Source organism: Paenibacillus sp. FW507-14B1B (assembly GCF_058781425.1).
On sequence record NZ_JBYSWS010000002.1, the window covers coordinates 1,271,999 to 1,295,188 of the forward strand.

Sequence of the window (23,190 nt, forward strand, 5' to 3'; positions counted from 1 at the left end):
TCTTACACCTCAACTCTACGCCTTATTTTAATTTTAAACAAAGGTAATATATTAAACTTATGTCAATCGAGAACTACCATTTACAATTACTTACTTCGAAGTAAGTAATTAAAAAAATCCCGTCTCCAAGCTCTGTAGCTTGAAGACGGGATAAAGGGTAATACAACATACTAAATGCTTAGCGTGCATTGCGGTTTTTGGCCTTGAGTAGACGGTCCATGGCAGATCCGCTTTGCTCCTCACCATCGCCGGCTGCCTTCGGCTTCGGCGGTGGTGGGGACGGCGGGCTTGCAGCGCGCCCGCCCGCTGTGCCGGCCGGCTTCGCCTTGGCCGGCGGCTCTTCCCGCAGCGGTGCCTTCGGCCGCTGCGGCATGCGCGCCTCCGGCGGGGCCTTACGGCCCCCCGCCGGTGCGCTGGAAGCCGGGGCGGTTCCCCCGCCCACGGCTTCGCCGCTGCCCGCGCCGCGATCACGTGGCTGCGCGGGCACCTCGGCAGCAGGCGGCTTGGCGGAGCCGCCGCTGCTGCCGTAGAAGCTCGCAGCGCGCTCCTTGCGCGCAGCGAGCCGATCGAGGCCGGCGTCACGCCCGGCCTCGGCGGCAGGAGCTGGCCGCCTGCGGAGCAGGGCGGCCACGCGAGTGCCGATGGCGGCCCATGGCAGAGCCAGGCGCCGCACGGCGATGTCGGCGACCCACAAGAGGAGGGCCGCTATGAGCAGCGGGTAGCTCCAATCATGGAGCACCCGTCTAGACGTTGCCTCACGGTCGAATACATCCTCCGGCTTGTCCCAGGAGAGAACACGACCACCGGTTAGCTCAGCCAGCTTCTTGAGCCCATCTTCACCGCCTCCCGAAGATATGCGGTACTCCGGCGAATATGGAACAACAAAACCTGTGCCTGGCGCAGCTTGAACGGACTGTCCTCCACTAACATCTTCAAGTGACATCAGAAATGCACCAGGTTTAGACACTTGAACTTGACCCGTGTAACGTCCGGGTGCCTCTTGCACGAGGTCAACGGTCTTCTCCCCGGCTTCATCTCCGGAGATCTTAGCAACCATCTTCTCAGGTGGGTTATCGCTACTCTCTTCCACCTGCAGCTTAACCTGATTACCCGCTGTGGTCGTTGATACTTCATAGGGCGAGGACGTGAATTGCGGAAAGGTCCACTTTACCATTTCCGTTAAAGTATCCGCGAATGCAGGCCATGACACCCACTCCTTCGACCACTTTCCACTAAGGTCACTCGTCCATGCTACCGTTCGACCAGAGCCATACTGCCATCTTGCAAGGATTGGATCGGGCTCTGGGCTCACCAGCACCGTTTGGGCTGATGCTTTGGCCGTAGTTGCCACATAACCATATAATCCAGGTACACCTTGATCGAATAGTGAAGTCCAGTCCCCCGCATTTTGTATCGCAGGAACAAAAGGCTTATCCACAATATACGACTTCGCCATCAGCGCAGCCTCCCGGCTGAATACAGCAGGAAGTGTCGTCTCATCCTCAACATAGTAGTACCGACCTTTTGCGGCATCCGCAAGATATTGCAGTAGATTACGGTCTGCATCCATACCTACAGCGACCGATGATAACGTGATCTTATTCTTCACCATCGTACTGGTTAGATCATCGTAGCCCGAATGCAAAGCCGATTGACCATCGGTCATAAGGATAATATGTCTTCTCTGCGCTTTAATGTTCAGCATCTCATTCAGAGCCGACTCCACGGCTGGATAAATATTCGTTCCGCCCGCACTCGGGATGGACTGAATGGATTCAAGCACATCCTTCTTATCGCCCAGCTTCTGCGGTGTAACGACCCACCATGGCTGATCATCAAATGCAACCACACCTACTGTATCTTTGGAGCGTAGTAGCTCCACGGTGCGCATCGCTGATTCTTTGGCAAGCTCTATCTTTTCCCCACTCATACTACCGGAGCGGTCGATTACTAGAATCAATCCTTGGGATGGAATCTCACGTTTGCCTTCGAGCTCCATAGAGACAGGAAGTGCTTTTTCAATCGGTGTCTTGAAGTAACCACCCATCCCAAAGCTATCCTCGCCTCCAACCATCATGAACCCGATCCCGAAGCTTCGCACAGCCTGCTCAATCAGTTCCATCTGCTTCCCACCGACATTACTACCCGATACATTATTAAAAATAATACTGTCATACACAGCATACTTCGCAGGCTCAAGCGGAAGCATATGTGGTGGAATCACTTCCGTGCCAATCATGCCGGATTTCAGTGCAGCGGTAATGTTCCCGGATGTCCCCGGCGTACCCTCAACAATCAGCACGTTCGGCGGACCATCTACACGCGTGAAGTCATATCCTGCATTGTTCGCAGCTGATTCGTCACCATCCATGAAGATCTCAGCCTTATATCTGTGAAGACCCGGCGACTTCGCTAGACCTTTTACAGCAAAGCGATTCTCGCCTGCAGAAAGCTCTACACGCTCCCGTCCGATCTCCCGGTTATCCTCATAGATTCGCAGTTCTCCATTAGTCTTAAACGTACTCTTGATCATCACTTCGACATAGAACGATTCAGCTTGATACAACTTATCTGGTACACGTAATTCCTCAACAGCAGCATCCTTGATATCTAGCTGTGGAACAGGCAAAACATCAACCGCGATCCCGCGATCCTTCAGCAATCTTCCTACGCCCAGCATACTGCCAACATTCTCTTCTCCATCCGAGAGCAGCACAATCCGAGAATCCGCCGTACCTTCGAATAGATTACCTGCGAGCTGAAGTCCGGATTCAAGACCCGTGAACTTACCCTCTAACGCTGCATTAAGTGAAGCCCCTGCTTCCTCCGAGAAAGATAGTTTACGTTCAACGGCTCCCTCAAGTCCTGTAGAGACAAGAGCAGTGCTATCTTCCTCACCTTTCGCTTTAATAGAAGCTTGAATCCATTCACTGAGCCTTGATGTGTCTCCCATACTGTCAGAACGGTCTGCCAGATAGACAACCTGTTTATCGTGTAGAATCGTAAATCCATGAAGTCCCGATAAGACAAAAATAAGTAAGATAATAACGCAAGCTCTAAGAAATAATGCAAGTTTCTTACGGAAACCACCTAACCGAAAATCCGATTTATAAGCATAATAGAGAAACGCTCCAGCCGGAATCAGCAGCAATAAAAACCACGGCATACTAAATTGAACGCCCACGCTGGTACACCCCCCATTCTGCCGCAATCACAGCAAGCGCTAATGCCGCAAGCCACGGAATAAGTGAAGTTGCACTCGTATCCGCATTGTTCGATGAAGTAGGAGCCGCGCCATCCTTCTCTCCTTCGGTCTGCCCATCAGCTGATTGACTTACGAGAGGACCTTTGCCTATCGATAGCTCCCCTTCAAATGGATCAGAGATTACAGCAAGCGAATAACTGATCTTCTCTCCGGCCTTGTTCTCTTGTTCAAAAACATATAACCCTGGCGTTTCAGGCACCGTTTGTGCTGCTGAAAATCCTTTATCCGTACGCATTGCTTCACTCGGTGCGACACCACGCTCAAGTGCTAATCCATCTTTGGCAACAAATCCTGCCTTCACGGTGTCTGCAGCAATCGGAATATCAGCAACAGCCCCAGCCATGTAACGACCGAGCCCACTTCCTTTACCTGCGGTCAACCATTTCAGTGCATTATTCACAAGCACAGGAAACTCTGATGATAAGGGAAGATCGCTATCCTGTAGTAAAAAACCGAAGGATAAACGGGGATATCCCCCCTCTTTACCTGCATAAACGACAGGCGTATCTCCAAACTTAATGATCGGCTCACCCCAGATGGGTTGTTCGTCCACTAAATTACCAACATATACGCCAGATAACGTAATATACGATGTTACCGGGTGACTGACCATGACCGGTCGACCTCCAGGGTTCGGCTTCTTCGTCCCTTGAGTACCTATGGTCCAGAGAGGAGTTTTGTCTGTTAATACAGCCCACTCTCCCTTGGTATAAGCTTCTGGCATCGATCCATCCATCACGATCAGGTCAAAATCCCCCGCGGGAACAGGCACTTCATTACTCTGTCCTGTTTCTACAGCCGTGCCTGCAGTGCTCTCCGTGTTCACAACAACCTTCGTTACTTCTGCTCCGCTTAATTGAAGTGCCTTTTCCAGAAACATGTTCCCCGGCGTGAGCAGCAGAACCCTTGAGCTTCCGAGCTTCGTGCCAAAAGCATACGACTCATTATCCGCGCGATACTCATCATCCCCGGCAAGCTCCAGACGGTACACCTCTGCAAACGGAATATCTGCAAACGTGACTGTCGCTTTTGCTCCGGATTTCACTTCCACTTCTCTGCTTATGAGCAGCTTATCATCGCCATATAGATTCGCTTCCACCTCCACAGCCTGTGCTGAGTTACTACTGATCACAGCTATTGCAGAGCTGGGTGCAGCTGCGTTTGATTCTTTGTTTGAAACACCGAACTGTTCAACCGCATAATTTAGTGGCAATCCCCCAGCTATTTTCTCAACAGATATCGGTACATTGAATACCATCTGATCCGTATCTTCCTTCCACTGCCCGTCAGTGAACACGATCACTTCTGCATCCGTTTCCTCACGTGTTAAAGCTGACGCTAGTGAAAGCGTCTCTCTGTAGGAAGCTTGTCCGTAATAAAGCTGCATTTCATCTACTACCTTCCGAATTACATCCCTGTCCTCTTCACGCGACAGCAACGTAATGGGTCTTGCACCGACGGTCAACAGTGTAATGTCTTTGCCCTTCCCCTGATCTTTAACGTATTCCTGAATACGTTCCTTCAATAGATCAAGCCTAGTAAACGTGCCCGCTTCGTCCTTCGGTTTCGTTAATCCGCCTTGAACTTCCGCCTCCGCGCTCATGCTGCCTGAGGTATCGGCGACGATAACGATATGCTGACTCCCACTGCCGGACACCTTCAAAAAAGGCTGCATCAGCGCGAAAATAATGATAGCTGCTGCCAGTAGCTGCAACCATAACAATAATCGATTTTGCAGCTTCTGCCAGGGCCGGTTCGCCTCCAAATTACGCAGTACTCGGTCCCATAGCATATGGCTCGGCACTGTTGTATCTATATATTTTCGCTTAAACATATACATCAGCACGATGGCTGGTATAGCAAGTCCGAACCATAGACTAACCCAAGATTGAATCCCCAAAAAGTCCTCCTCCTTAAAACCGCTGCCTGGTATAGCCTAAGAACCTTCGTATGAACAAAACCGTAAAGGCCCTTATACCAAAGCTAACCCTTAACCAGTCCAGCACCTGCCAGAATGCCGAATACCGCTTCCTGTAGCGGCATATCCGCCGGAATGAGTACATAGGTCATACCACGCTCTGCGCATACCCTGGCTAACATCTGACGATAATTCTCCAATTCCTCTCGATATGCATCCAGCACACGCCCCGTTATAGCAACTTCTTTCCCCGTCATCCGCTCACTGTCCACTAGTCTTAAGTCTCCAGAAAGGCGTGGTTCCAGTTCTTCTCTCGATAAAACATGAACTAACACCGTTTCCTGACCGGCTCCGGCTAATAGTGACAATGATCTAGATAACTCCTCTTCTCCACCCTCTAGCCAAAAGTCCGAGAAGATCCAGGTCATTCCAGGAAGTCTTGGTAATGCACCAGGTACCGACAGGGCCGCTGCAAGACTTCCATCTCCGCCAGTAGGAGCTTGCTGCAGGTGAGAGAATAACCGATGGGCTGCTCCTTTTCCTCGAAGAACGGGCAGCCTTGAATCGAGCGTACGACTGTAACAAGCCACCTGCAAACGATCATAAGACGATAGGGCCATGTAACCAATGCTTGCTGCTAATTGTCTAGCGAGCAGCCATTTTGACCCCTGTGAGTCCTCTCTAGATGTATTGCCTCCCATAGACGGGGATAAGTCGAGCGAAGAAGTTGACGTTCTTGCATTCATCGAGGCAGAGCAATCCACGTAAATACTCACCATAAGCTCCTGCTCGTCCATGAACTGACGTACAAACGCCTTACCTGTTCTGGAATACACTCCCCAATCAAACCGCCGCACATCATCACCGGGTGTATACAGGCGATAATCTGCGAACTCAAGCGACGAACCAAGACGGCGGGAGCGCCGCTTTCCTTGTAACGTGCCGGCCACCCTCGTTCTTGCGCCTAGACTGAGCCGCTCTAGGCGAGTCATCCACTCAGGCGGAAGCAGATGTCCGGTTTTGCTCATGCTGTTCCCTCCAGTTTATCCAGTACAGCCTGAATCACCTGGTCTGTCGTTACACCCATCGCTTGCCCTTCAAAGTTCAAGAATAGCCGGTGTCGCAGTGCAGGTAATGCTACTGCCCGAATATCTCCTGTAGATAAGTGCATTCGTCCATTACAGAGCGCACGTACCTTGCCAACCGAAATGATGGATTGGACCCCACGTGGACCAGAGCCGAATCGAACATACTTACGAACCTCATCCGGTGCTGTTGCTTCTTCTGGATGGGTCATCATTAACAGCTTGACCGCATAGTCGAGAATCTCCTCAGCCACGAGCACCTCTTTGGCACCGTGCTGAATTTCGAGGAGTTGTTCAGCAGACATTTGTCTTTGAACCTCAGTCTCTTGGGAAGATGTCGTTCTTCTCACAATTTCCTTCAGTTCATCTGCGCTTGGATACGAAACCTCAATCTTCAAGAGAAACCGGTCTAACTGAGCTTCCGGCAGCGGATAAGTCCCTTCGTTCTCAAGCGGATTCTGCGTAGCCAATACGAAGAAGGGCTTCGGAAGTCGGTGCGTCTCACTACCAACCGTAACCGTCTTCTCCTGCATCGCTTCAAGCAGCGCACTTTGCGTTTTCGGTGTGGCACGGTTAATCTCATCGGCAAGCACGATGCTGCTGAAGAGAGGTCCTTTTTGAAATGACATTCCTGTGCTACCTTGCTGACCAAAAGATAAAATATTCGTTCCTGTAATATCGCTCGGCATCAAGTCCGGCGTAAACTGAATCCGTGAGAAAGATAAATCGAGTGCCTCAGACACCGTACGAACAAGCATTGTTTTCCCGAGCCCCGGAATACCTTCCAGAAGTGCATGCCCCCCAGCAAAAATACACCACAGCATCTGCTCAACAACTTCCTGCTGTCCTACAATGACTTCACCGATCTGGTTCCTCAGTTTTGATATATTGTCTACCCATTCCTGTGGTTTAACTGTAATTTCAGACATGGATTGCTACCTCTCTTCATCGTTCTATATTTATAACAGCTACGGATTGGGATTGATCTGAGTGAAATAATCCTCCACCAGTCCCTGCATCTGCTCAGGCAAGGGATTCCGCCCCAGTGACTTTCGCGCCTCGGCAGCATAGTCCTTATATACTTCCTCATAAGGTCTGGAAGTTCCCGGTATGGTCGGTGATACGCCGCCTTTTTGAACTTCGCCACCTTTACCGTTCAGGGCACCGGAATCGTTCTTCACATTTCCGCTTCCTTTCAAGTCTCGAGGAGTTGTCACCAGTTCACGCCCCCCTGAGCCTAATCCTGCACCAGCTCCTTGACCCGAACCTGTTCCTGTACCTGTTCCTGACCCATTTCCAGATCCTGAGCCACTACCTGAACCCGAGCCGCTACCGGAACCTTTACCAGATCCTTCACCGCTTCCTGAGCCCGAACCTTCTTCGTCAGATTCTTCGTCTTCGCTCTCACCATCATTTGAGCCTTCGCTCAGGCCAGCCTGAGCTAATGCCTCTGCGCTTCCTCCGGTACTCCAAGTATCGGACACCGACATACCTGCGGCAGCCATTTTATCAGCTAGACTTAGACCTTGGGAAGCTAATGCAGCAGCGAGATCAGAAGCAGCCTTTGAGGCAGCATTTGAAGATTGTTTCGCTTCTGCAGCTTTTGCAAGTTCCTCGGCAAGCTTCTGAAGAGCTTCTTCCTGTTCCTTCGTCAGCTGCTTTCCGGACTTCAATGCTTCTGCGGCTTTTTGAAGAGCATCCTTTAACTTATCAGCTTCGGGATTTTTGGCTGCTTCAGCAGCCATTTGCTTTAGCGCCTCAGACAGCTTTTTCTTCTCTTCTTCGGACATCTTCTTAACCTGCTCTGTCAGCTTCTTCATTTCCTGCTTCAGCTGTTCGGCTTTGCCTTGCTGAAGACTCTTTCCTGCGTTCGCCATCGCTTTATTGTTCATCATTTGCTTCGCCAGCTCGGAGATCGCCTTGGTCTGTTCTTCTTGCTTCTTTACCGTCTTCTCCAGCTGCTTCATCACTTCTTCTAGCTTCTCAAGTGCCTTCTCAGGATCCTTCATTTTCTCGAGCTGTTTCTTTAACGCATCAATCTGCTCTTGAAGCTTCTGTTTATCCTCCGGCTTTATAAGTTCTTTCTTTAGCTCTTCAGCCAGCTTTTCCGTCTCTTTCACCTGCTGCTTGACCCAGGTCTGTTGTTCTTTGGCAGCTTCGACCTTCTTATCCATCGGATTCGGAATGAATACCATGATTAGAACGGCAACGAGCCCAGCGCAGCATATGACAAGTTGCTTCTTCCATTTCGGTGTAGGCAAGCGGTGCTTGATGGTAGCTGCAAATTGTCCAGCATACCTCTCTGCTTGATTCCGCTGAAACTGTGCAGCCAGCGATTCGTCTTCCTTGAAGGAGAGAGCGGTGACCATCATGTCGCTCCGCTCTGTTCCTTCTATCGATTCATCCATCACCGAAGCAGCATCCTGTACAGGGACTCTACGGAACCAACCGATCACCAATCCGAGTACGACTCCAGCGACGGGCAGAATGTAAACAGCTACCTGAAGCCATAGAATAGGTATGAATCTCCCGATAATGAGCAGAAGTAACGCAGCTGCAAACCCTGCAGCTAGACCTGTTAAAGCATATGCAATCATCCGGAATCGCTGTAGCCTGCGACGGGCCATTTCAATGAAACGCATAATATTGTCCATCTTGTACTACCCTCCGGTCTTTTAAGGCTTAGACACTAGCATCCGGCATAGGGCTCGATGCCTTTTTTCTACCAAATAACTTTCCTCTGCGTACAGGGCGGATTCGGCGGATGGCAACCCATAGCGAAACAACAATAACTACCGAATACACAAGTATAAATTCAAGCCATAATGATATCGGGGCTTTACTATTAAGCGTCCCTCCCTGTACTAGGAACACCTCTTTCGAAAATGACGGTTCGAATATACTAACCATCGCTCCCGCAGGATTCAGGCCGAGCATGTAACCAATCCATGAATGTGTCTGCGTTGTAGGTGTAGGAGACATGAACATATTCCGCTGCTCAATCCCTAAGAAGAACAAATATAGTAAACCTGTAACCAAGAAGATAACGAGCCCTGTTCCATAAGTTACAATAATCGCTACAATCGTCTTTTTGAAAAGAGTCGAGAACATCACTCCTAACGAACCTAAGAGCAGCATCACAAAGAGATAGAACAAGAATACGGATACCAGTTGCTTAGGAGAAATCCCTCCGTACAGAAACACGATACTGTAGATGGGGAGTGTCGACACGATAATCAATGTCATGAAGCTAAGGGACGAAACCAGCTTACTAAGCACGATTGTCGCCGAACTTTGCTGCGTTGTAAGCAGCATACTGAGCGTCTGCTTCTCCCGCTCACTACTGATGACACCCGCTGTGAGTGCCGGTGCCATAAATGCGATCAATACGAGCTGGGCGAAGCTAAGCACATAGAACATGAGCTGGCTTCTCGTAGGATCGAAGCGCTGAGAATTGTTCTGTCCTAAATATAGAAAGATGTATATGAATCCCATAGCAATCGCACCCAGTGCCAATACATAGAACAACACAGACAACATGGAACGAGGAGAACGCATACGTAGCCGGAACTCTTTATCCATTACAGGGTTAATCATTCTTCTGCTCCAATTCATACCTGAGTCCCCCCTTTCGTAATTTCCAAGAACACATCTTCAAGATTACTTTGTGCTTCCTGGAAAGACACCACAGGTATTCCCCATGATATGACTTGTTGCAGCAGAGCACTTTGCTGATGATCATCACCGCTAAAATGAACATGAACGCCTGTATTATCCGTTAAGACCGATGTAACGAATGGCTCGTCACGCAGCTTCCCAGCTAGGCTATCCTCTTGCCCCAGTGTGCGAATATGAATGACCTTTTTGACCCTGAGTCGATTCTGAATATCGGATACCTTGCCTTGGGCAATCATTTCACCATGCTCAATAACGCCAATCTCGTCTACCATCTCTGCAAGCTCCGGCAGTATATGTGATGAGATAATGATTGTCTTACCCATCAGTTTCAATTCCTTGAGAATCTCACGCATTTCAATTCGCGCCCTTGGATCAAGCCCCGAAGCTGGCTCATCCAGAATAAGCACATCCGGATCATGAACCAGACATCTTGCTAGACAGAGACGCTGCTTCATACCACGTGAAAGACTATCTACATAGGCATCAGCCTTATCGCTCAAGTTCACAAGCTCTAACAGCTGGGGGATAAGCTTCTCCCGATCTGTACGCGGAATTCCATAACTCGCTCCATAGAAATGAAGATATTCCGTTGCCTTGAGCTGGTCATATACACCGAAGAAGTCCGGCATATACCCGATCCGCTTACGAACTTCCTTAGGGTATTCGGTCACCTCATATCCGCCCACTTTAGCTGTGCCTGAGCTTGGAAGTGCCAGTGTCGCCAAAATAGACATCGTGGTCGATTTGCCAGCTCCATTCGGGCCAACAAATCCGAATACGGTTCCTTTTTCGATATCCAACGAGATTCCCTTCAGCGCATGGAAGGTCCCATAATGCTTACTTAAGTCTCTAATCTCAATCATTCTTTTACTTCCCCTTTCAGCGACAGCTCCGGCATCTGAAACATTCCCTGATCCTTAGCAGTAACGGAGAATCGAATCTTCTTATCCACAATATATTTCTCCGTATTGTCTTTCACGGTAAAGACACCTTTACTATCAATCGGCTCCCACGTATTATCGGCAGCATTCCATATCTCCATCGTCATACCTCCGCCAAGCTTTGTTCCCTTAATTGAGAATTCGGAATAATTTATGTCCATCGCTGACATTAGCGGGAACTCAGCAACCATGGTCCCTTGTGCCAATTCTATTCCATAAGGATTAACAAAGAATGTAGGAGCATTGGCTTGCGCTACCTGGGCATTGAGATATCCGTATGGAATATTTACGGTCCCATTTTGCCCCCATTCCATAGTCACGGGTTGGATCCAGAAGTTGAGCTGATCACTCTGCACTTCCTTCCCCTTTAGTTTATAACTCGTTAACTTATCCTCACTCCAGCCAAATACATAAGCATCTTTAATGGTCGTACTCGATCTGCTCGTGTAGGAGGATAGTATATCTCGATGACGATTATATTGATCATTGTTTTGGTTGTAAGGGTAGATCATGCCGCTTAAGTCACCACCCATGATTTTCATAACCGCGTTGCCTGATGTAGGAACATCCGCTGAGCCCTTAGATGCAATATCCCCGAGCTTATGTGCTTTCCCCCCAATAACAAGGACAACCTCTTTAAGATCATTCGTCGTCTCATTCGTCACTTTACCTGTTAGTTGACCTTTGCTATCCAATTTCAACTCGGTCTGAATTTGTCCTGACTTTTCAGTTCCCGTATATTCGGCTGATAATTTAGCCAAAGACCACTGCGGCATATCTCTTAATTCCAGCTTGGTCTGTTCATCTTCGATACGAATATAATTCTTATTCTCTGATATCCCACCGCCAAAGGTACCGCCTGAACGCTGGGTTTTCAGATACGTATTCGTAGGGAACTCTAACTCGTAATCACCACTTCTCGGTGTGAAGAAAGCTGAGGCTGTTGTTTTCACCGCACTTCCTTCTCCATTCAGCTCCATGATGTTAATCGTATGAGCCATTTCTTGAGTCTTATCCGAAGAACCAATCACATAAACAGTTCCACTTGCGATTACGGCAATCAGCGGAATAAGGAACCAAGCCCATTCACGCTTATCTGCTTTTTTCAAAATATAATAAAGTACGGGTGCAACGATAAGTGCATAACCAATAAGCAACCATAGAAGTACTTGGAATGATGGCATTTTTAAGGAAGGGAAATAATCGAGCACATAACTTAAGTTATCTAAGGTTGACCCGTAGTAGTTATTCGTCAATGGAAGTGCATCTTTAAGAACAGATGCCCATACTGTACTATGACCAGCCCATGAACTAACTGGCTCCATTGCCACATCATAAGCCGCATAATACACTTTTCCCTGCTCAATGCTTCGCGAAGCAAAGAGAGGAACGCCCGCTGTTTGACTTTCAACATTTGCGCCTTCTACTAAAGTGGCTTTCGAAATGGTAAATTCACCATCGAGTTTCAGTACTTTACCACCAAGCTTTTGAAGTTCAGGAAGAGTCCCTACCTCCATCGTTCCATTTCCTTGAACAGGTGCAATATCTGTGAATGGAGCGGCTGTCTTGGAGTATCCAGCTCCACCAGCCAATACGAGCGATCCACCGGATTCCACCCATGACTTAATTGAATCCTGTTGCTGTTTCGACAATATATCGGATGCAAAATTATTAATGACAAGGACATCTAACCCATCCAGCAGCATCGGATCACTAGAGATATCCTCTTCTGTCATAGGAACTGTGATAAGCGAAGTCCCTTTTGCGTTCAGTGCACTCAGGAAATTCATCGTATCTGGATCATCAGATAGAACGCCTACAAGCCCATTCTGCATTGACGCCTTCTGGATTATGTTCTTACCTGCTGCGAATTTAACCGGCTTACCATTCTTGTATGAACCTTCATAGAATGTAATTTCATTGTTGTCCTTATTGTAGTAAAATCCAGGAACGGCCATAATCAATTCCTTTGGCGTATCCTTCGGCAGCTCGACATGCTGGACATAAGCCGCCTCCTGACCGTTTCCATTCGTATTGGTTACCCGCAGAACAATATCTCCGGAAATGTCGCGGTCACTTGTTAGTGTCAACTTCAATGGATTCCACTTGTCCTGTTTGAGGTTTCCTTTGTATCCAATCTCGGTCTTCAGTTCAATCTTCGCGCCATCAGCATATGCTGTTCCGCCCATTAACGGATACGGAAGCACCGCTGTAAGGAACAGCGCAATGGATAGCACCATGATCCCCATTAATTTTTTATAAAACGACAAAATGATGATTCCCCTCTCTTCTAATTAATAGCTACTAAACATGGTTTTTCTCATAACGACTATTTACGGTTTTTGAACGATCTCCTAGTTAATGACGAGTCTCTCCATTCAAAAGTTTGCCTTAACATCCTTTTTAGACAAAAAAACACCCCGTCTCCAAAAATGGAGCGGGATGTATGATCCAAATTGCAGCAAACTCAGCTGCTCCAATAAATCGATGATTATGATTAGAAGCGGTCGTTTAAAATACTACCGTTTTATTCTGATGAACAAGGATTCGATCCTCAATATGCCATTTCACGGCTCTCGCAAGCACAACCCGTTCAATGGTTCTTCCGATACGCTTCAGCTCATTCACGTCATCACGATGGCTTACACGCTGTACGTCTTGCTCAATGATCGGCCCACCGTCTAGCTCTTCTGTTACATAGTGAGCCGTAGCACCAATAATCTTCACACCACGCTGATAAGCCTGTGCGTAAGGTTTACCACCGACAAACGCCGGAAGGAAGGAGTGATGAATATTAATGATACGATTCCGGTAATGCGTGATGAAAGTAGGTGAGATGATCTGCATGTAACGAGCAAGGATGATGACATCGATATCATCGCCAATCACTTCAAGCTGACGCTTCTCTGCTTCCGGCTTCGTATCCGCAGTAACCGGAATATGATGATACGGAATTCCGAAAGACTCTACATATTCCTTCATATCTAGGTGGTTGCTGACTACAAGCGCAATATCCGCGTCGAGGTCTCCTGCCTGCCACTGCCACAGCAGTTCTACCAAACAGTGATCCTCTTTCGATACGAAAATAGCAAGCCGTTTCTTGCGAGCAACGTGATTCATGCTCCATTCCATCTGGAATTTCTCAGCTACGCTGCTGAAGGATTGCTCAAGATCATGAAGCTTCGCCGCAAGTTCTGGCAGATCGAACTCGATACGCATGAAGAACATGCCGCCATCCGGATCCATCGTATATTGGTCAGATTGCACGATATTGGCACCATGCTGGTGCAAAAAGTGTGATACCGCAGCTACGATTCCTGGTCCGTCTGGACAAGCGATAAGCATACGAGCGCGATTCAAATATTGTCCTGCCTCTGACGGCAAGTTCTTTTTTGCTTGAATATCCATAAAGACGACTCGTCCCTCCTCTATAAACCCCATAAATTCTTGCGATAAAATTAAGCCTGCTGTCCTTTACCAGCTAGCCAAGCGATAATGCGCTGGTTGATCTGTTCCTCGTTGCATTCTTGCAATAAACCAGCAGCCGTCACCATATCATAAAGACGTTCCATCGGCTCCCGAGGATCTGCCTTTTTCGCTTTGGCATCATTCTTCAGTACAGCCCAAGTATCCAGCACGAACTGACGACCTTCAATTCCCTCTTTGGCAAAGAACTGTCCCAGTTCTTCAACCTGAGCAATGAATTCAGAACCGAAACGCGACTCTACATCACCGCGAAGCAGTGCAATCTCGATTTCATACATTGGACGCTGAGTCTTGGCATCTTTACCAATCCATGGCGTCTCCAGAATGAATGGACGACCTTGCAGGCGCTCGTTATGAACGATGCTATTAATTGCATCAAATCCGATCCAGCCTGTTCCAAGCGGAGTGTGTCGGTCTTTCGCCGCACCGCGTGGGTTCTTACTATCGTTAATATGAACAACGGTAAGACGATCCAAGCCGATCAGACGATCGAACTCGTCCAGTACACCATCCAGGTCATTCACGATATCATAACCAGCATCATGAATGTGGCATGTGTCTAGACAAATCGCCAGACGATCATTGTATTTCACCTTGTCAATGATTTGAGCAATTTCCTCAAAACTGCGGCCGATTTCAGTGCCTTTCCCCGCCATTGTCTCAAGTGCAATCTTTACATCCGTCTCGTCTGTTCCACCGAGAACTTCATTCAGGCCTTCGGCAATGCGGTCAATTCCATATGCTGCATCTTTATCTGTAAAAGCACCCGGATGCAGAACAATGTTCTTCACACCAACTGCATGCGTACGGCGGATCTCTTCTTGGAGAAAGCTCACTGCAAGCTCAAAAGTATTAGGCTTGTACGAGCCGAGGTTAATAATATATGGTGCGTGAACGACGATCTCGTCGATACCGCACTCTTGCATCATCGCTTTGCCTTCTTCTAGAAACATCGTGTCAATCGGCTTACGGCGCGTATTTTGCGGTGCGCCAGTATATATCATAAACGAACTTGAGCCATAGGATTTGGCTTCTGTCGCTGCACTCAGCAGCCCCTGCCCTGAAAAGGACACGTGGGAACCGATTTTCAGCATGTGGCATCCCTCTCTTTCAAACAATTATCACCTATTTTAGCGTGATTACAGAAATAAATCTAGGCGAGGCATAATAAAAACAAACCTTACCCATAAATTCAGTAAGGTTTGTTTTGGCCCGTGAATATTCTCTATTTGATTTTCCTGTTGGAGACGCTCCACGGTCAAAATATTTCAATCATGCGATGGAGAGACGCTCCACGGTCGAAACATTCCTTCGAGGACAAAGGCGACCGCTTCGCTTCTACGGAATTATTTCGTCCGTTCCGCTGCTTCGTAGCTCCTAACATAAATAACAAGACACAAAGCTAAAAAATTCTCTGTTTAAAGAGGGCAGAATGAATGCTTTACCCCTTAGGAGTTCGCTGTTTCCGGCTCGTCCAGTACCGAAGTGCACTGCGAGCAGCGGGTAGCTTTAACCGGAATTTCGGATAGGCAATAAGGACATTCCTTCGTAGTCTTCTCAGGTGCTGGCTTCTCATGCTCTTTTCTTTTTAACCAATTGATTCCCTTAACAAGCATGAAAATACAGAAAGCAACGATCACAAAATCAATCACGGAATTGACGAATTGGCCAATCGCAATAACTGGGGCACCCACTGCATTCGCATCTGCTAAAGTCGTAATCTTACTGCCATCTGGCATATGCATATCCGGCTTGAGATTAATGATAAAATCTTTGAAGTCAACGCCACCAAGCAACACCCCAATTGGAGGCATGATAATATCATTGACAATCGAAGTAACAATCTTACCGAACGCGCCCCCAATGATGACCCCGACAGCAAGATCAATCACGTTACCGCGTACTGCAAATTCTTTGAACTCATTAATAAACCCTTTCAAGCGTAATCCTCCTTTTATATGAATGAACCAATTTTCAATATTCGGTACAAGATTCGTACATATCATTTTTCCTTACACATTATATAGCTACTAAACTGAGGCTATCAAGCCTATTAAAGTAAACAAGTATGGAACCTTAGCACTCTACTAGCAAGTTAGGTGCATTGATACGCCTCAGTGACCTTGCTTCACTCAAGGGTAAATTTACCTAATATGCTCGAAATATGTAGGGAACTACGTTATAATTCATATAAAAGTAATAGGTGACATTAATCATAGAGGTGAGATAAAGATGCTGAACACTGCGGCCATCCTTAAGACTTTGACTACCAGTGCACCGCCGTCTTGGTTCATGAACTCCATTGCATTTTGGGGATGGGTCATGCTCGGACTGATGTGTGTCGGTGGATTCTTCATGTTCCGCAAATTTTTAAAAGTACTGCCCAAAGCCGATGGCAAGTCCAAGCTGGACTGGCAGAATTATTGGGTTGAGCGAAGCCGTCCCCTCTGGACAGAGGATTCCAAAGCATTCTTAGGCGAACTTGTGATGCCGGTTCCTGGCCCGTTTCGGGATATCGCGAAACACTCGATTGCAGCCGAAATTGGTAAAATAGCCGTAGAGACCGGATCTAGTGAAGTAACTCGTGATCACTGCATTAAGGGTTATATCGTAGCCACACCGAAACGTGATTATAAGTTCCTTATGAACTTTCTTCACAAAAAAGGCATCGACTATACACCTTACCAGCATCTCATTAATAAGTAGAGCACTTACATAAAGCCCCCTGCATCCTGCGGAATTTGTCCGTAAGAGGCAGAGGGCTTTTTTGAGTCATAGTCAGATTAATCATAGTTAAAGTAAAGGACTACAGGGATCCGCTGCCTAATAAGAAGAACCACAATACGAGGGCTAATCGCATTGTAGTTAGTTTGCTGACAACCAATAAATCATTAGATGACAGCACAACTTCCTTTTCTGATATTCTCCAGTCAGAATATATCTCCCACGCTTCATTGATGTAACGAAATTCTAATATCGGGCCGTCATGCTCAATCGAGTTATAAATGAAATTTGTTGTCTCACCTGCATTTAATTTTATAGAATAAGTCGATCTATGTTCATCGCTCCCGAAGTAGTTTTTTGATTGTGCCCCCTTCTATTTTTACTTCTCCCTACCTAAATATGTCTTCAATGCTTTGACTCCATCCTCAGATAGAAGTGGCATTACGATATCGTAAAAAATATCATCCTCTTGAATTTCAAGCCCATTAACAAAAATGCTGTTATCATTGCCCCACATAGAAACATCAAGTATCTTACGATTCTTCTTATTTTCGAATACGTAATAAAATCGGGCATCTATACTAGATTTATTTCCAACAGGTATTAAAACATGATTATTTAATTGATTGAGAAGATCAATATGTTCTTCCAAACTGCTACCGTTAACGACCTCTTTATAGACGTAATTACTGTTAATTAAACCATCAACACTTAAAGGAGAACGAGTAAGATTTGATGGAGATATATAATATATTGTCAAACTAAGATCATCAATATTATTATTCTCTATTAATTTTGAGAAGCTATTTAATACTTTTTCTGGACGTATATTGTTCCCTCCACAACTGGCTAAAATAGTGATTGTAAGTAATATAAATATAGGGAATTTAATAATGATAAGTTTTTGTAGGTTCACTACTACTCTACCCCTTCATAAGTTTTCATAATTACAACATTTTTAAATTACGCCCTTTAATCTGTAACGATTTCCCCCTGAGCGGGCAGAAGATAGCCCACCCTCTCAATGTAATGCTGAACTAAATCACGGTGTCCAAGGATTCTGGTTCTCCAATTTTTTATTGGGTTCTCCCAAATTCCAAGTCGCTAAAATAACCTCACAACTCTACTTATTCAATTATATTACATATATCCCTTTTTACCCCTTATAAAGACACTTCTAGGCTTACGTTCAATACAGTCGAATTGCACTATCGAACAAAATGTTTTCTATCTCAGTGCATTCTAGTTTCCTTAAACTTAGGCCTGCTTAATTAATTCAATGGAATAACCGAAAAACAAACAGGTTAAGTCTCTTAGATAAGAATACTTAACCTGTTATAAATTTCGGTATTATATTGATGAAGCTGTGAATATGAGATTTTATATGAGCTAGATTCATAATAAAATCTCATCAGAGTAAGTCTATGCGACACGAAACATATACTTACCACCCGCAATCAAGAACGTATCTCCTTCTTCCAGGGAATACTCTTTATATGGAACCATCGACTCCCCTTTTAGGATCGTCCCGTTCTTGGAGCCCAGATCTTTAATCTTAAAACCAGCAGTTCCCCGAGAAATCTCTACGTGCGCTCGTGAAGTTCCTACAATCTGAGAAACATACTGAGACACCTCTGCCGAACGGCCAATAATAAAGTGTGGCTGATGAAGTTCTACTCGTTCGCTTACACCATTGTCATCCATGTTGACTTCCAGGAAACGCGTCTTCATCCTCTTTATAATATGGTGATTCGCATTCTTCAACAAACAATCCACTTGCTTGAATGCTATCTACTACGTCCTTACATTCTTTGCTTACACCAATATACATGTAATAATCATAACCAAAATGAACATACATTTTGTTCTCGTTAGTCAGCCTAAATCCCATCAGTTGCCTCAATCTCAATTTACACAAATCTTCCAATGACCTACCTGATACGTTTTGGCTTTCTGTAGCATTCCGATACAATCTTTTCATATTAGTTGTATATATTTCGTGCAATGCCGTTATCCGTAAGTTCTTGTGATATTTAATAACATTTGATAACTCCAATTCATTAAATTGCAAACAGTCCATTATTCGTTCAATAGCAGAGTCTCCGTTCGCAGATATTCCTCTAACTCAAAAATTCGACCATTAAATTCCATACCAACATTAGAGAAACAAACCCATTCCTCTCTCGTATACGCACCGAACTCATCCCTATATTTCGGATTATATTTAGTAATCCTGTAACTGTACATATACATCTCCTACTTTTTTTATATAATTTAATAATGCATCGTAAGTACCATATCTGTTAATATCCGAGTTCAAATCGCTATTCTTTTTCCAGCTTTCCACATCCCTTCATTATGTGAATCAATATCATTCAAAATGAATATATTACCATTTTTATAAAATTCAGACCATCATCAAGGGTAGATGTGAATGTTTGGGTCGAACAGTAGGAACTTCCTATAAGTTCAATGGATTCGGATATGGTAATTCATTCAGCACTGGGTGAGGTATATTGAACTTGCTGCCGCGGTTGTGAAACAAAGAAAAGCCACGATACGATGGTTAGTCGCATTGTGGCTACATTGCTTAAAACATCCCATTTTTCAGCTTGATTTCATAAGCATCCATAAGTCTAGCTTCAAGTTCTTTTAGAAATTTTTCACTAGAAACTAATAGTTTGTCAGATGACAACACAACTTCCTTTTCTGATATTCTCCAGTCAGAATATACTTCCCACGCTCCATTGATGTATCTAAATTCTAATATGGGACTGTCATGCTCAATGGAGTTGTACACAAAATTTGTTATTTCGCCATTTTTGAATTTCCTCACCCATTTTTTGAGTAGTAAACCGAACTCCAGTATGAGAAATTCCTTTTCATCGAAGTAGGCTACGTCATCAATGTAAATCTGAAAATCACCGTCAACCTCATGCAATGTTTTCCCCTTAGATTGCTTCTTCAATGAACTCTTATCAAGACTTGGATTGAGACGGAAATCAAATCTTATTTTATCGGATAGGTCGACCATATTGTTCCCTCACTTCCGATAATAGTTTTTCACCTTTGTTTGCTCTTTTGTACTATTTACGTGCACATGGATTAATTCTTGATGCCATCTACTGCGCTTTTAACATTTGTAAAAAAATACTCCAAACTAAGGATATCGGAATTTATTACTGTTTTAGTAACAAGAACAAACGGTTTGAGAACTATCTTCTCTGAGCCTGCAATATTTTTAATATAAGGCCCATCTTCTGAACTATAATCCCATTCCGCACCAAAATTATGTTTTATAATCTCCCCAAGACAATAGCTTATTGAGTATATCTCCTCTTTTGAAACTTCTTGTTTTAGCATCTTGTCTAAGATTGAAATTGATTCAATGTTATCAAATTTAATACTATTCTTCCTGATAAATGACTGAAGTAATGGAGCCCACTCCTCTTTAAGAAAGTTATCCGGCAGGTTTTTTTTCTTAACTTTTATTTGTTCAAACCATCTTAAAGCATACTTTTCTGTTATATCTACTATCAATTTCAATTCTTCTTTTAACTTAGATTCGTCTGAAAAAACATGCACCTGTTCTATACGATCTCTCGAAAAGGCAATAGTATTTCTAGTAGAAGTTCCTTTTCGATACTCACAACTTAAAGCATTTTCATACCAATTGCTTTTTTCAATCTCGATAAACTCCTTTACCCCGTCAGACTCCCTTATAAAAATCCAACCGGTATCTAATTTCTCATAGTTAAACCCAAGCTGGGCGAACCTATCTACTAAAATATCTTCAATACATTTACTAATATTCATACATTTTCTCCTCTTAACGTAACGGTATTAGGCAATGGTATCCCATTAGGAAAATAATCAGCCGAATAGAAATCCTTTATTCCTTCTCAGATAGTTTGAGGTTCTAGCTTCACTTGAAATGCATTATCTTTCACACTGTAATCAAATCCTGTTTCTAATGTAGAAAGATATCCCCAAGCCCACGTCGAATGCAGTCGATTTACGTTGTCGAACAAAATGTTTTCTATATCTCAGTGCATTCTGTTTCCTTAAACTTTGGCCTGCCTAATTAATTCAATGGAATTACCGAAAAAACAGGTTAAGTTTCTTAGATAAGAATACTTAACCTGTTATAAACTTCGGTATTATGTTGATGAAGCTATGAATCTGATATTTACCATTACTTTATCTGATGAGCTAGATTCATAATAAAACCTCATCAGAGTAAGTCTATGCGACACGAAACATATACTTTCCACCCGCAATCAAGAACGTATCTCCTTCTTCCAGGGAATACTCTTTATATGGAACCATCGGCTCCCCTTTTAGGATCGTCCCGTTCTTGGAGCCCAGATCTTTAATCTTAAAACCAGCAGTTCCCCGAGAAATCTCTACATGTGCTCGTGAAGTTCCTACAATCTGAGAAACATACTGAGACACCTCCGCTGAACGGCCAATAATAAAGTGTGGCTGATGAAGTTCTACTCGTTCGCTTACACCATTGTCATCAACAATGACTTCCAGAAACGCGCTCGGCTGCGAAGGAGATCTCCTCTCTCCCTCCTTAGTCATACCTGCCTTACGTTCCAGAAGAACAGTTCCGGCATCACCTGAGGGGGACAACATTTCTGTCCGCTGTGGCAATTGTTTGTAATAATCTCCAGATGAAGTCTCTGATTCGCTGTCATCGGGCTGATACTCCGAACTGACGTTACTTCGCCGTTCTCCAAACTGAAATTCCTGATGAGCATGTAATGAGGAGGGAGCTTGTCGTTCCCAACGCCATTCTTCATGATCAGAGGATTCCTCACCCTGCGTCTTATCTTTCGCTTTGCTTCCGAACCATCCCGTCAATTTATCCGCTTGAAATCGAAATGATTTAGGCCTCTGCCTCCCTGATTCTTCAAGCTCAACCGAATCAAACATCGGCAAAGGTTCCGAATAATCATCATGCCCATCTGGTGACTTTCCGATCTTCCCTTGCCATCCCATCAGGGATACTCCTACAAGCACAATGGTACCAAGGATTGAAACGAGCAGCATGACTTGACTAGGATTGTTCAAATAAAGGAATCTCCACATCGTTGCTGAACCCAGCAGACCACCTAAGAGCCAGTAGATTCGTACTGATGAGGTGTTCTTCTGTTCATCTGAATCATCATCTAATGACAAATCCGGTTCTGGTTGCCCTCTGGCTGGGAGCATGGCTCTTGAAGATTCCTTCCCTCTGCTTTCCACAGCTACTGAACTCCGCCCTGTACGCTGACTATCCTCATTTAAACGGTACGCGCTACTAGAATTCATATCTGTTAATGGATGATCAGAACGCGCTCCTCTTTCATATGTAAGGTTCGACCTACTTGTATGAGTGTCGGAAGCCTTTTCCCTAATAATAGCTGGGTCATCACTCATAGGGTCGCTAAATTTAGAGATCGTGGAGTCTGACATCATAATCCGTGGTTTAGAGACATCAGATGGTAGTTCTCCATGACCTCCTTCACCTGCCAGCAGATCAATTAGTATCTGTTTCAACCCAAGGAGATTAAAGCTCTCATCATTACAATACTGCATCAAGGTCTGCACTCCACTGCCTCTCAGCTCAGATACGTAAGATACAAGACGCATTACCAGGTCCTTGAATGAATGTCTTAATGCTTCTGATTCACGCTCGTACCTGTCAAGCGGCACATAAGTCATATACAATTTATTCAAGTGAAGCGGTCCTTCAATAAACATGTATTCTTCATGCAAAATGTACTGTTCTGGCCGTAGCATATACATCGAACAATCATTCAACGCAGAAACAATCTGTAACAGCAATCCATAAAATTCGGTCAGAGTTAGCTTCTCACCACGAAGTGCCTGTGATAACATCCGTTTACCTGTTATGTTGTACTGTAGCGTTACACTCAAATCCAGTTCTTTCGTATGCATAGGTAAGAAACAAGGAATACGGGAGGATCGGATCATGCCCAATTGCACCTGACTAAGATCATTGGACATCAGTCCCTCCTGTCGATCCAGAACCATAAAGGTCCCTCCCTGTTCTACAAAATCCCGAGTCAGCCCGAACAATAT

Annotated in this window: 20 protein-coding genes and 1 pseudogene; 1 reads left to right on the forward strand and 20 read right to left on the reverse strand. The window is 45.2% G+C overall.

The features are described 5' to 3' along the window. Positions 1 to 178 precede the first annotated feature (178 nt). The 11 genes from AC3WJJ_RS14490 to mscL form a co-directional block, all read right to left on the reverse strand. Complete coding sequence (locus tag AC3WJJ_RS14490; RefSeq protein ID WP_492541625.1) at positions 179 to 3,184, reverse strand: VWA domain-containing protein; 3,006 nt, start codon at positions 3,182 to 3,184, stop codon at positions 179 to 181. Next, a complete protein-coding gene (locus tag AC3WJJ_RS14495; RefSeq protein ID WP_492541627.1) occupies positions 3,168 to 5,165 on the reverse strand; it encodes a vWA domain-containing protein in 1,998 nt (665 codons plus the stop codon). The genes AC3WJJ_RS14490 and AC3WJJ_RS14495 overlap by 17 nt, the downstream gene beginning before the upstream one ends. Before the next feature lie 83 nt (positions 5,166 to 5,248). Then, on the reverse strand, positions 5,249 to 6,211 hold the full coding sequence (locus AC3WJJ_RS14500; RefSeq protein WP_492541629.1) for a DUF58 domain-containing protein: 963 nt from the start codon (positions 6,209 to 6,211) through the stop codon (positions 5,249 to 5,251). Then, a complete protein-coding gene (locus AC3WJJ_RS14505) occupies positions 6,208 to 7,197 on the reverse strand; it encodes an AAA family ATPase (protein WP_492541631.1) in 990 nt (329 codons plus the stop codon). Before AC3WJJ_RS14505 ends, AC3WJJ_RS14500 begins: the two co-directional genes overlap by 4 nt. A 39-nt stretch (positions 7,198 to 7,236) precedes the next feature. After that, positions 7,237 to 8,922 carry a DUF8809 domain-containing protein gene (locus AC3WJJ_RS14510; protein WP_492541633.1) on the reverse strand — a complete coding sequence of 562 codons (1,686 nt, stop codon included), beginning with the start codon at positions 8,920 to 8,922 and terminating at the stop codon, positions 7,237 to 7,239. Between the two features lie 28 nt (positions 8,923 to 8,950). Continuing rightward, on the reverse strand, positions 8,951 to 9,883 hold the full coding sequence (locus tag AC3WJJ_RS14515) for an ABC transporter permease (RefSeq protein WP_492541635.1): 933 nt from the start codon (positions 9,881 to 9,883) through the stop codon (positions 8,951 to 8,953). Further along, complete coding sequence (locus AC3WJJ_RS14520; protein WP_492541637.1) at positions 9,880 to 10,809, reverse strand: ABC transporter ATP-binding protein; 930 nt, start codon at positions 10,807 to 10,809, stop codon at positions 9,880 to 9,882. Before AC3WJJ_RS14520 ends, AC3WJJ_RS14515 begins: the two co-directional genes overlap by 4 nt. After that, positions 10,806 to 13,136, reverse strand: a complete 2,331-nt coding sequence (locus AC3WJJ_RS14525; RefSeq protein WP_492541639.1) for a DUF8725 domain-containing protein — start codon at positions 13,134 to 13,136, stop codon at positions 10,806 to 10,808. The genes AC3WJJ_RS14520 and AC3WJJ_RS14525 overlap by 4 nt, the downstream gene beginning before the upstream one ends. 262 nt (positions 13,137 to 13,398) lie before the next feature. Next, entirely contained in the window at positions 13,399 to 14,295 is an 897-nt protein-coding gene (gene purU / locus AC3WJJ_RS14530) for a formyltetrahydrofolate deformylase (RefSeq protein WP_492541641.1), read from the reverse strand. A gap of 50 nt (positions 14,296 to 14,345) precedes the next feature. Further along, positions 14,346 to 15,467: a deoxyribonuclease IV gene (locus AC3WJJ_RS14535; protein WP_422658081.1), complete on the reverse strand. Its 1,122-nt coding sequence runs from the start codon at positions 15,465 to 15,467 to the stop codon at positions 14,346 to 14,348. Positions 15,468 to 15,821: 354 nt separating this feature from the next. Then, positions 15,822 to 16,313 carry a large conductance mechanosensitive channel protein MscL gene (gene mscL / locus AC3WJJ_RS14540; RefSeq protein WP_422658082.1) on the reverse strand — a complete coding sequence of 164 codons (492 nt, stop codon included), beginning with the start codon at positions 16,311 to 16,313 and terminating at the stop codon, positions 15,822 to 15,824. 292 nt (positions 16,314 to 16,605) lie between these two features. On the opposite strand from mscL, the gene AC3WJJ_RS14545 reads away from it, so the two are divergent. Continuing rightward, complete coding sequence (locus AC3WJJ_RS14545; protein ID WP_422658083.1) at positions 16,606 to 17,079, forward strand: DUF2621 domain-containing protein; 474 nt, start codon at positions 16,606 to 16,608, stop codon at positions 17,077 to 17,079. A gap of 100 nt (positions 17,080 to 17,179) precedes the next feature. Here the strand turns inward: AC3WJJ_RS14545 and AC3WJJ_RS14550 are convergent, their stop codons facing one another. The 9 genes and pseudogenes from AC3WJJ_RS14550 to AC3WJJ_RS14590 form a co-directional block, all read right to left on the reverse strand. Next, complete coding sequence (locus tag AC3WJJ_RS14550; protein ID WP_492542061.1) at positions 17,180 to 17,413, reverse strand: DUF7878 domain-containing protein; 234 nt, start codon at positions 17,411 to 17,413, stop codon at positions 17,180 to 17,182. A gap of 63 nt (positions 17,414 to 17,476) precedes the next feature. Beyond that, complete coding sequence (locus tag AC3WJJ_RS14555; RefSeq protein ID WP_492541644.1) at positions 17,477 to 18,013, reverse strand: hypothetical protein; 537 nt, start codon at positions 18,011 to 18,013, stop codon at positions 17,477 to 17,479. A gap of 506 nt (positions 18,014 to 18,519) precedes the next feature. Beyond that, positions 18,520 to 18,801 (reverse strand): FHA domain-containing protein, encoded by a 282-nt coding sequence (locus AC3WJJ_RS14560; protein ID WP_492541646.1) that lies wholly within the window; start codon positions 18,799 to 18,801, stop codon positions 18,520 to 18,522. Beyond that, a complete protein-coding gene (locus AC3WJJ_RS14565; RefSeq protein ID WP_492541648.1) occupies positions 18,794 to 18,958 on the reverse strand; it encodes a hypothetical protein in 165 nt (54 codons plus the stop codon). Before AC3WJJ_RS14565 ends, AC3WJJ_RS14560 begins: the two co-directional genes overlap by 8 nt. A 218-nt stretch (positions 18,959 to 19,176) precedes the next feature. Next, positions 19,177 to 19,344 carry a hypothetical protein gene (locus AC3WJJ_RS14570; RefSeq protein WP_492541650.1) on the reverse strand — a complete coding sequence of 56 codons (168 nt, stop codon included), beginning with the start codon at positions 19,342 to 19,344 and terminating at the stop codon, positions 19,177 to 19,179. A gap of 69 nt (positions 19,345 to 19,413) precedes the next feature. Continuing rightward, positions 19,414 to 19,491: pseudogene (locus tag AC3WJJ_RS14575) on the reverse strand (hypothetical protein); the annotation flags it as partial. A 196-nt stretch (positions 19,492 to 19,687) separates the two neighbouring features. Continuing rightward, the gene (locus tag AC3WJJ_RS14580) at positions 19,688 to 20,131 is read right to left on the reverse strand and encodes a DUF7878 domain-containing protein (protein WP_492541652.1); all 444 of its coding nucleotides are present in this window, start codon (positions 20,129 to 20,131) and stop codon (positions 19,688 to 19,690) included. Positions 20,132 to 20,202: 71 nt separating this feature from the next. Continuing rightward, entirely contained in the window at positions 20,203 to 20,913 is a 711-nt protein-coding gene (locus AC3WJJ_RS14585) for a hypothetical protein (protein WP_492541653.1), read from the reverse strand. Between the two features lie 429 nt (positions 20,914 to 21,342). Continuing rightward, complete coding sequence (locus AC3WJJ_RS14590) at positions 21,343 to 23,187, reverse strand: DUF6382 domain-containing protein (RefSeq protein WP_492541655.1); 1,845 nt, start codon at positions 23,185 to 23,187, stop codon at positions 21,343 to 21,345. Positions 23,188 to 23,190 lie beyond the last annotated feature (3 nt).

Coding starts and splice junctions, on each gene's coding strand:
- AC3WJJ_RS14545 (WP_422658083.1), top strand. CDS start 16,606: ATGCTGAACACTGCGGCCATCCTTAAGACTTTGACTACCAGTGCACCG.
- AC3WJJ_RS14525 (WP_492541639.1), bottom strand. CDS start 13,136: ATGGGGATCATGGTGCTATCCATTGCGCTGTTCCTTACAGCGGTGCTT.
- AC3WJJ_RS14515 (WP_492541635.1), bottom strand. CDS start 9,883: ATGAATTGGAGCAGAAGAATGATTAACCCTGTAATGGATAAAGAGTTC.
- AC3WJJ_RS14510 (WP_492541633.1), bottom strand. CDS start 8,922: ATGGACAATATTATGCGTTTCATTGAAATGGCCCGTCGCAGGCTACAG.
- AC3WJJ_RS14565 (WP_492541648.1), bottom strand. CDS start 18,958: ATGTATGTTCATTTTGGTTATGATTATTACATGTATATTGGTGTAAGC.
- AC3WJJ_RS14560 (WP_492541646.1), bottom strand. CDS start 18,801: ATGGATGACAATGGTGTAAGCGAACGAGTAGAACTTCATCAGCCACAC.
- AC3WJJ_RS14500 (WP_492541629.1), bottom strand. CDS start 6,211: ATGAGCAAAACCGGACATCTGCTTCCGCCTGAGTGGATGACTCGCCTA.
- AC3WJJ_RS14535 (WP_422658081.1), bottom strand. CDS start 15,467: ATGCTGAAAATCGGTTCCCACGTGTCCTTTTCAGGGCAGGGGCTGCTG.
- AC3WJJ_RS14585 (WP_492541653.1), bottom strand. CDS start 20,913: ATGAATATTAGTAAATGTATTGAAGATATTTTAGTAGATAGGTTCGCC.
- AC3WJJ_RS14505 (WP_492541631.1), bottom strand. CDS start 7,197: ATGTCTGAAATTACAGTTAAACCACAGGAATGGGTAGACAATATATCA.
- AC3WJJ_RS14520 (WP_492541637.1), bottom strand. CDS start 10,809: ATGATTGAGATTAGAGACTTAAGTAAGCATTATGGGACCTTCCATGCG.
- AC3WJJ_RS14580 (WP_492541652.1), bottom strand. CDS start 20,131: ATGGTCGACCTATCCGATAAAATAAGATTTGATTTCCGTCTCAATCCA.
- AC3WJJ_RS14570 (WP_492541650.1), bottom strand. CDS start 19,344: ATGTACAGTTACAGGATTACTAAATATAATCCGAAATATAGGGATGAG.
- purU (WP_492541641.1), bottom strand. CDS start 14,295: ATGGATATTCAAGCAAAAAAGAACTTGCCGTCAGAGGCAGGACAATAT.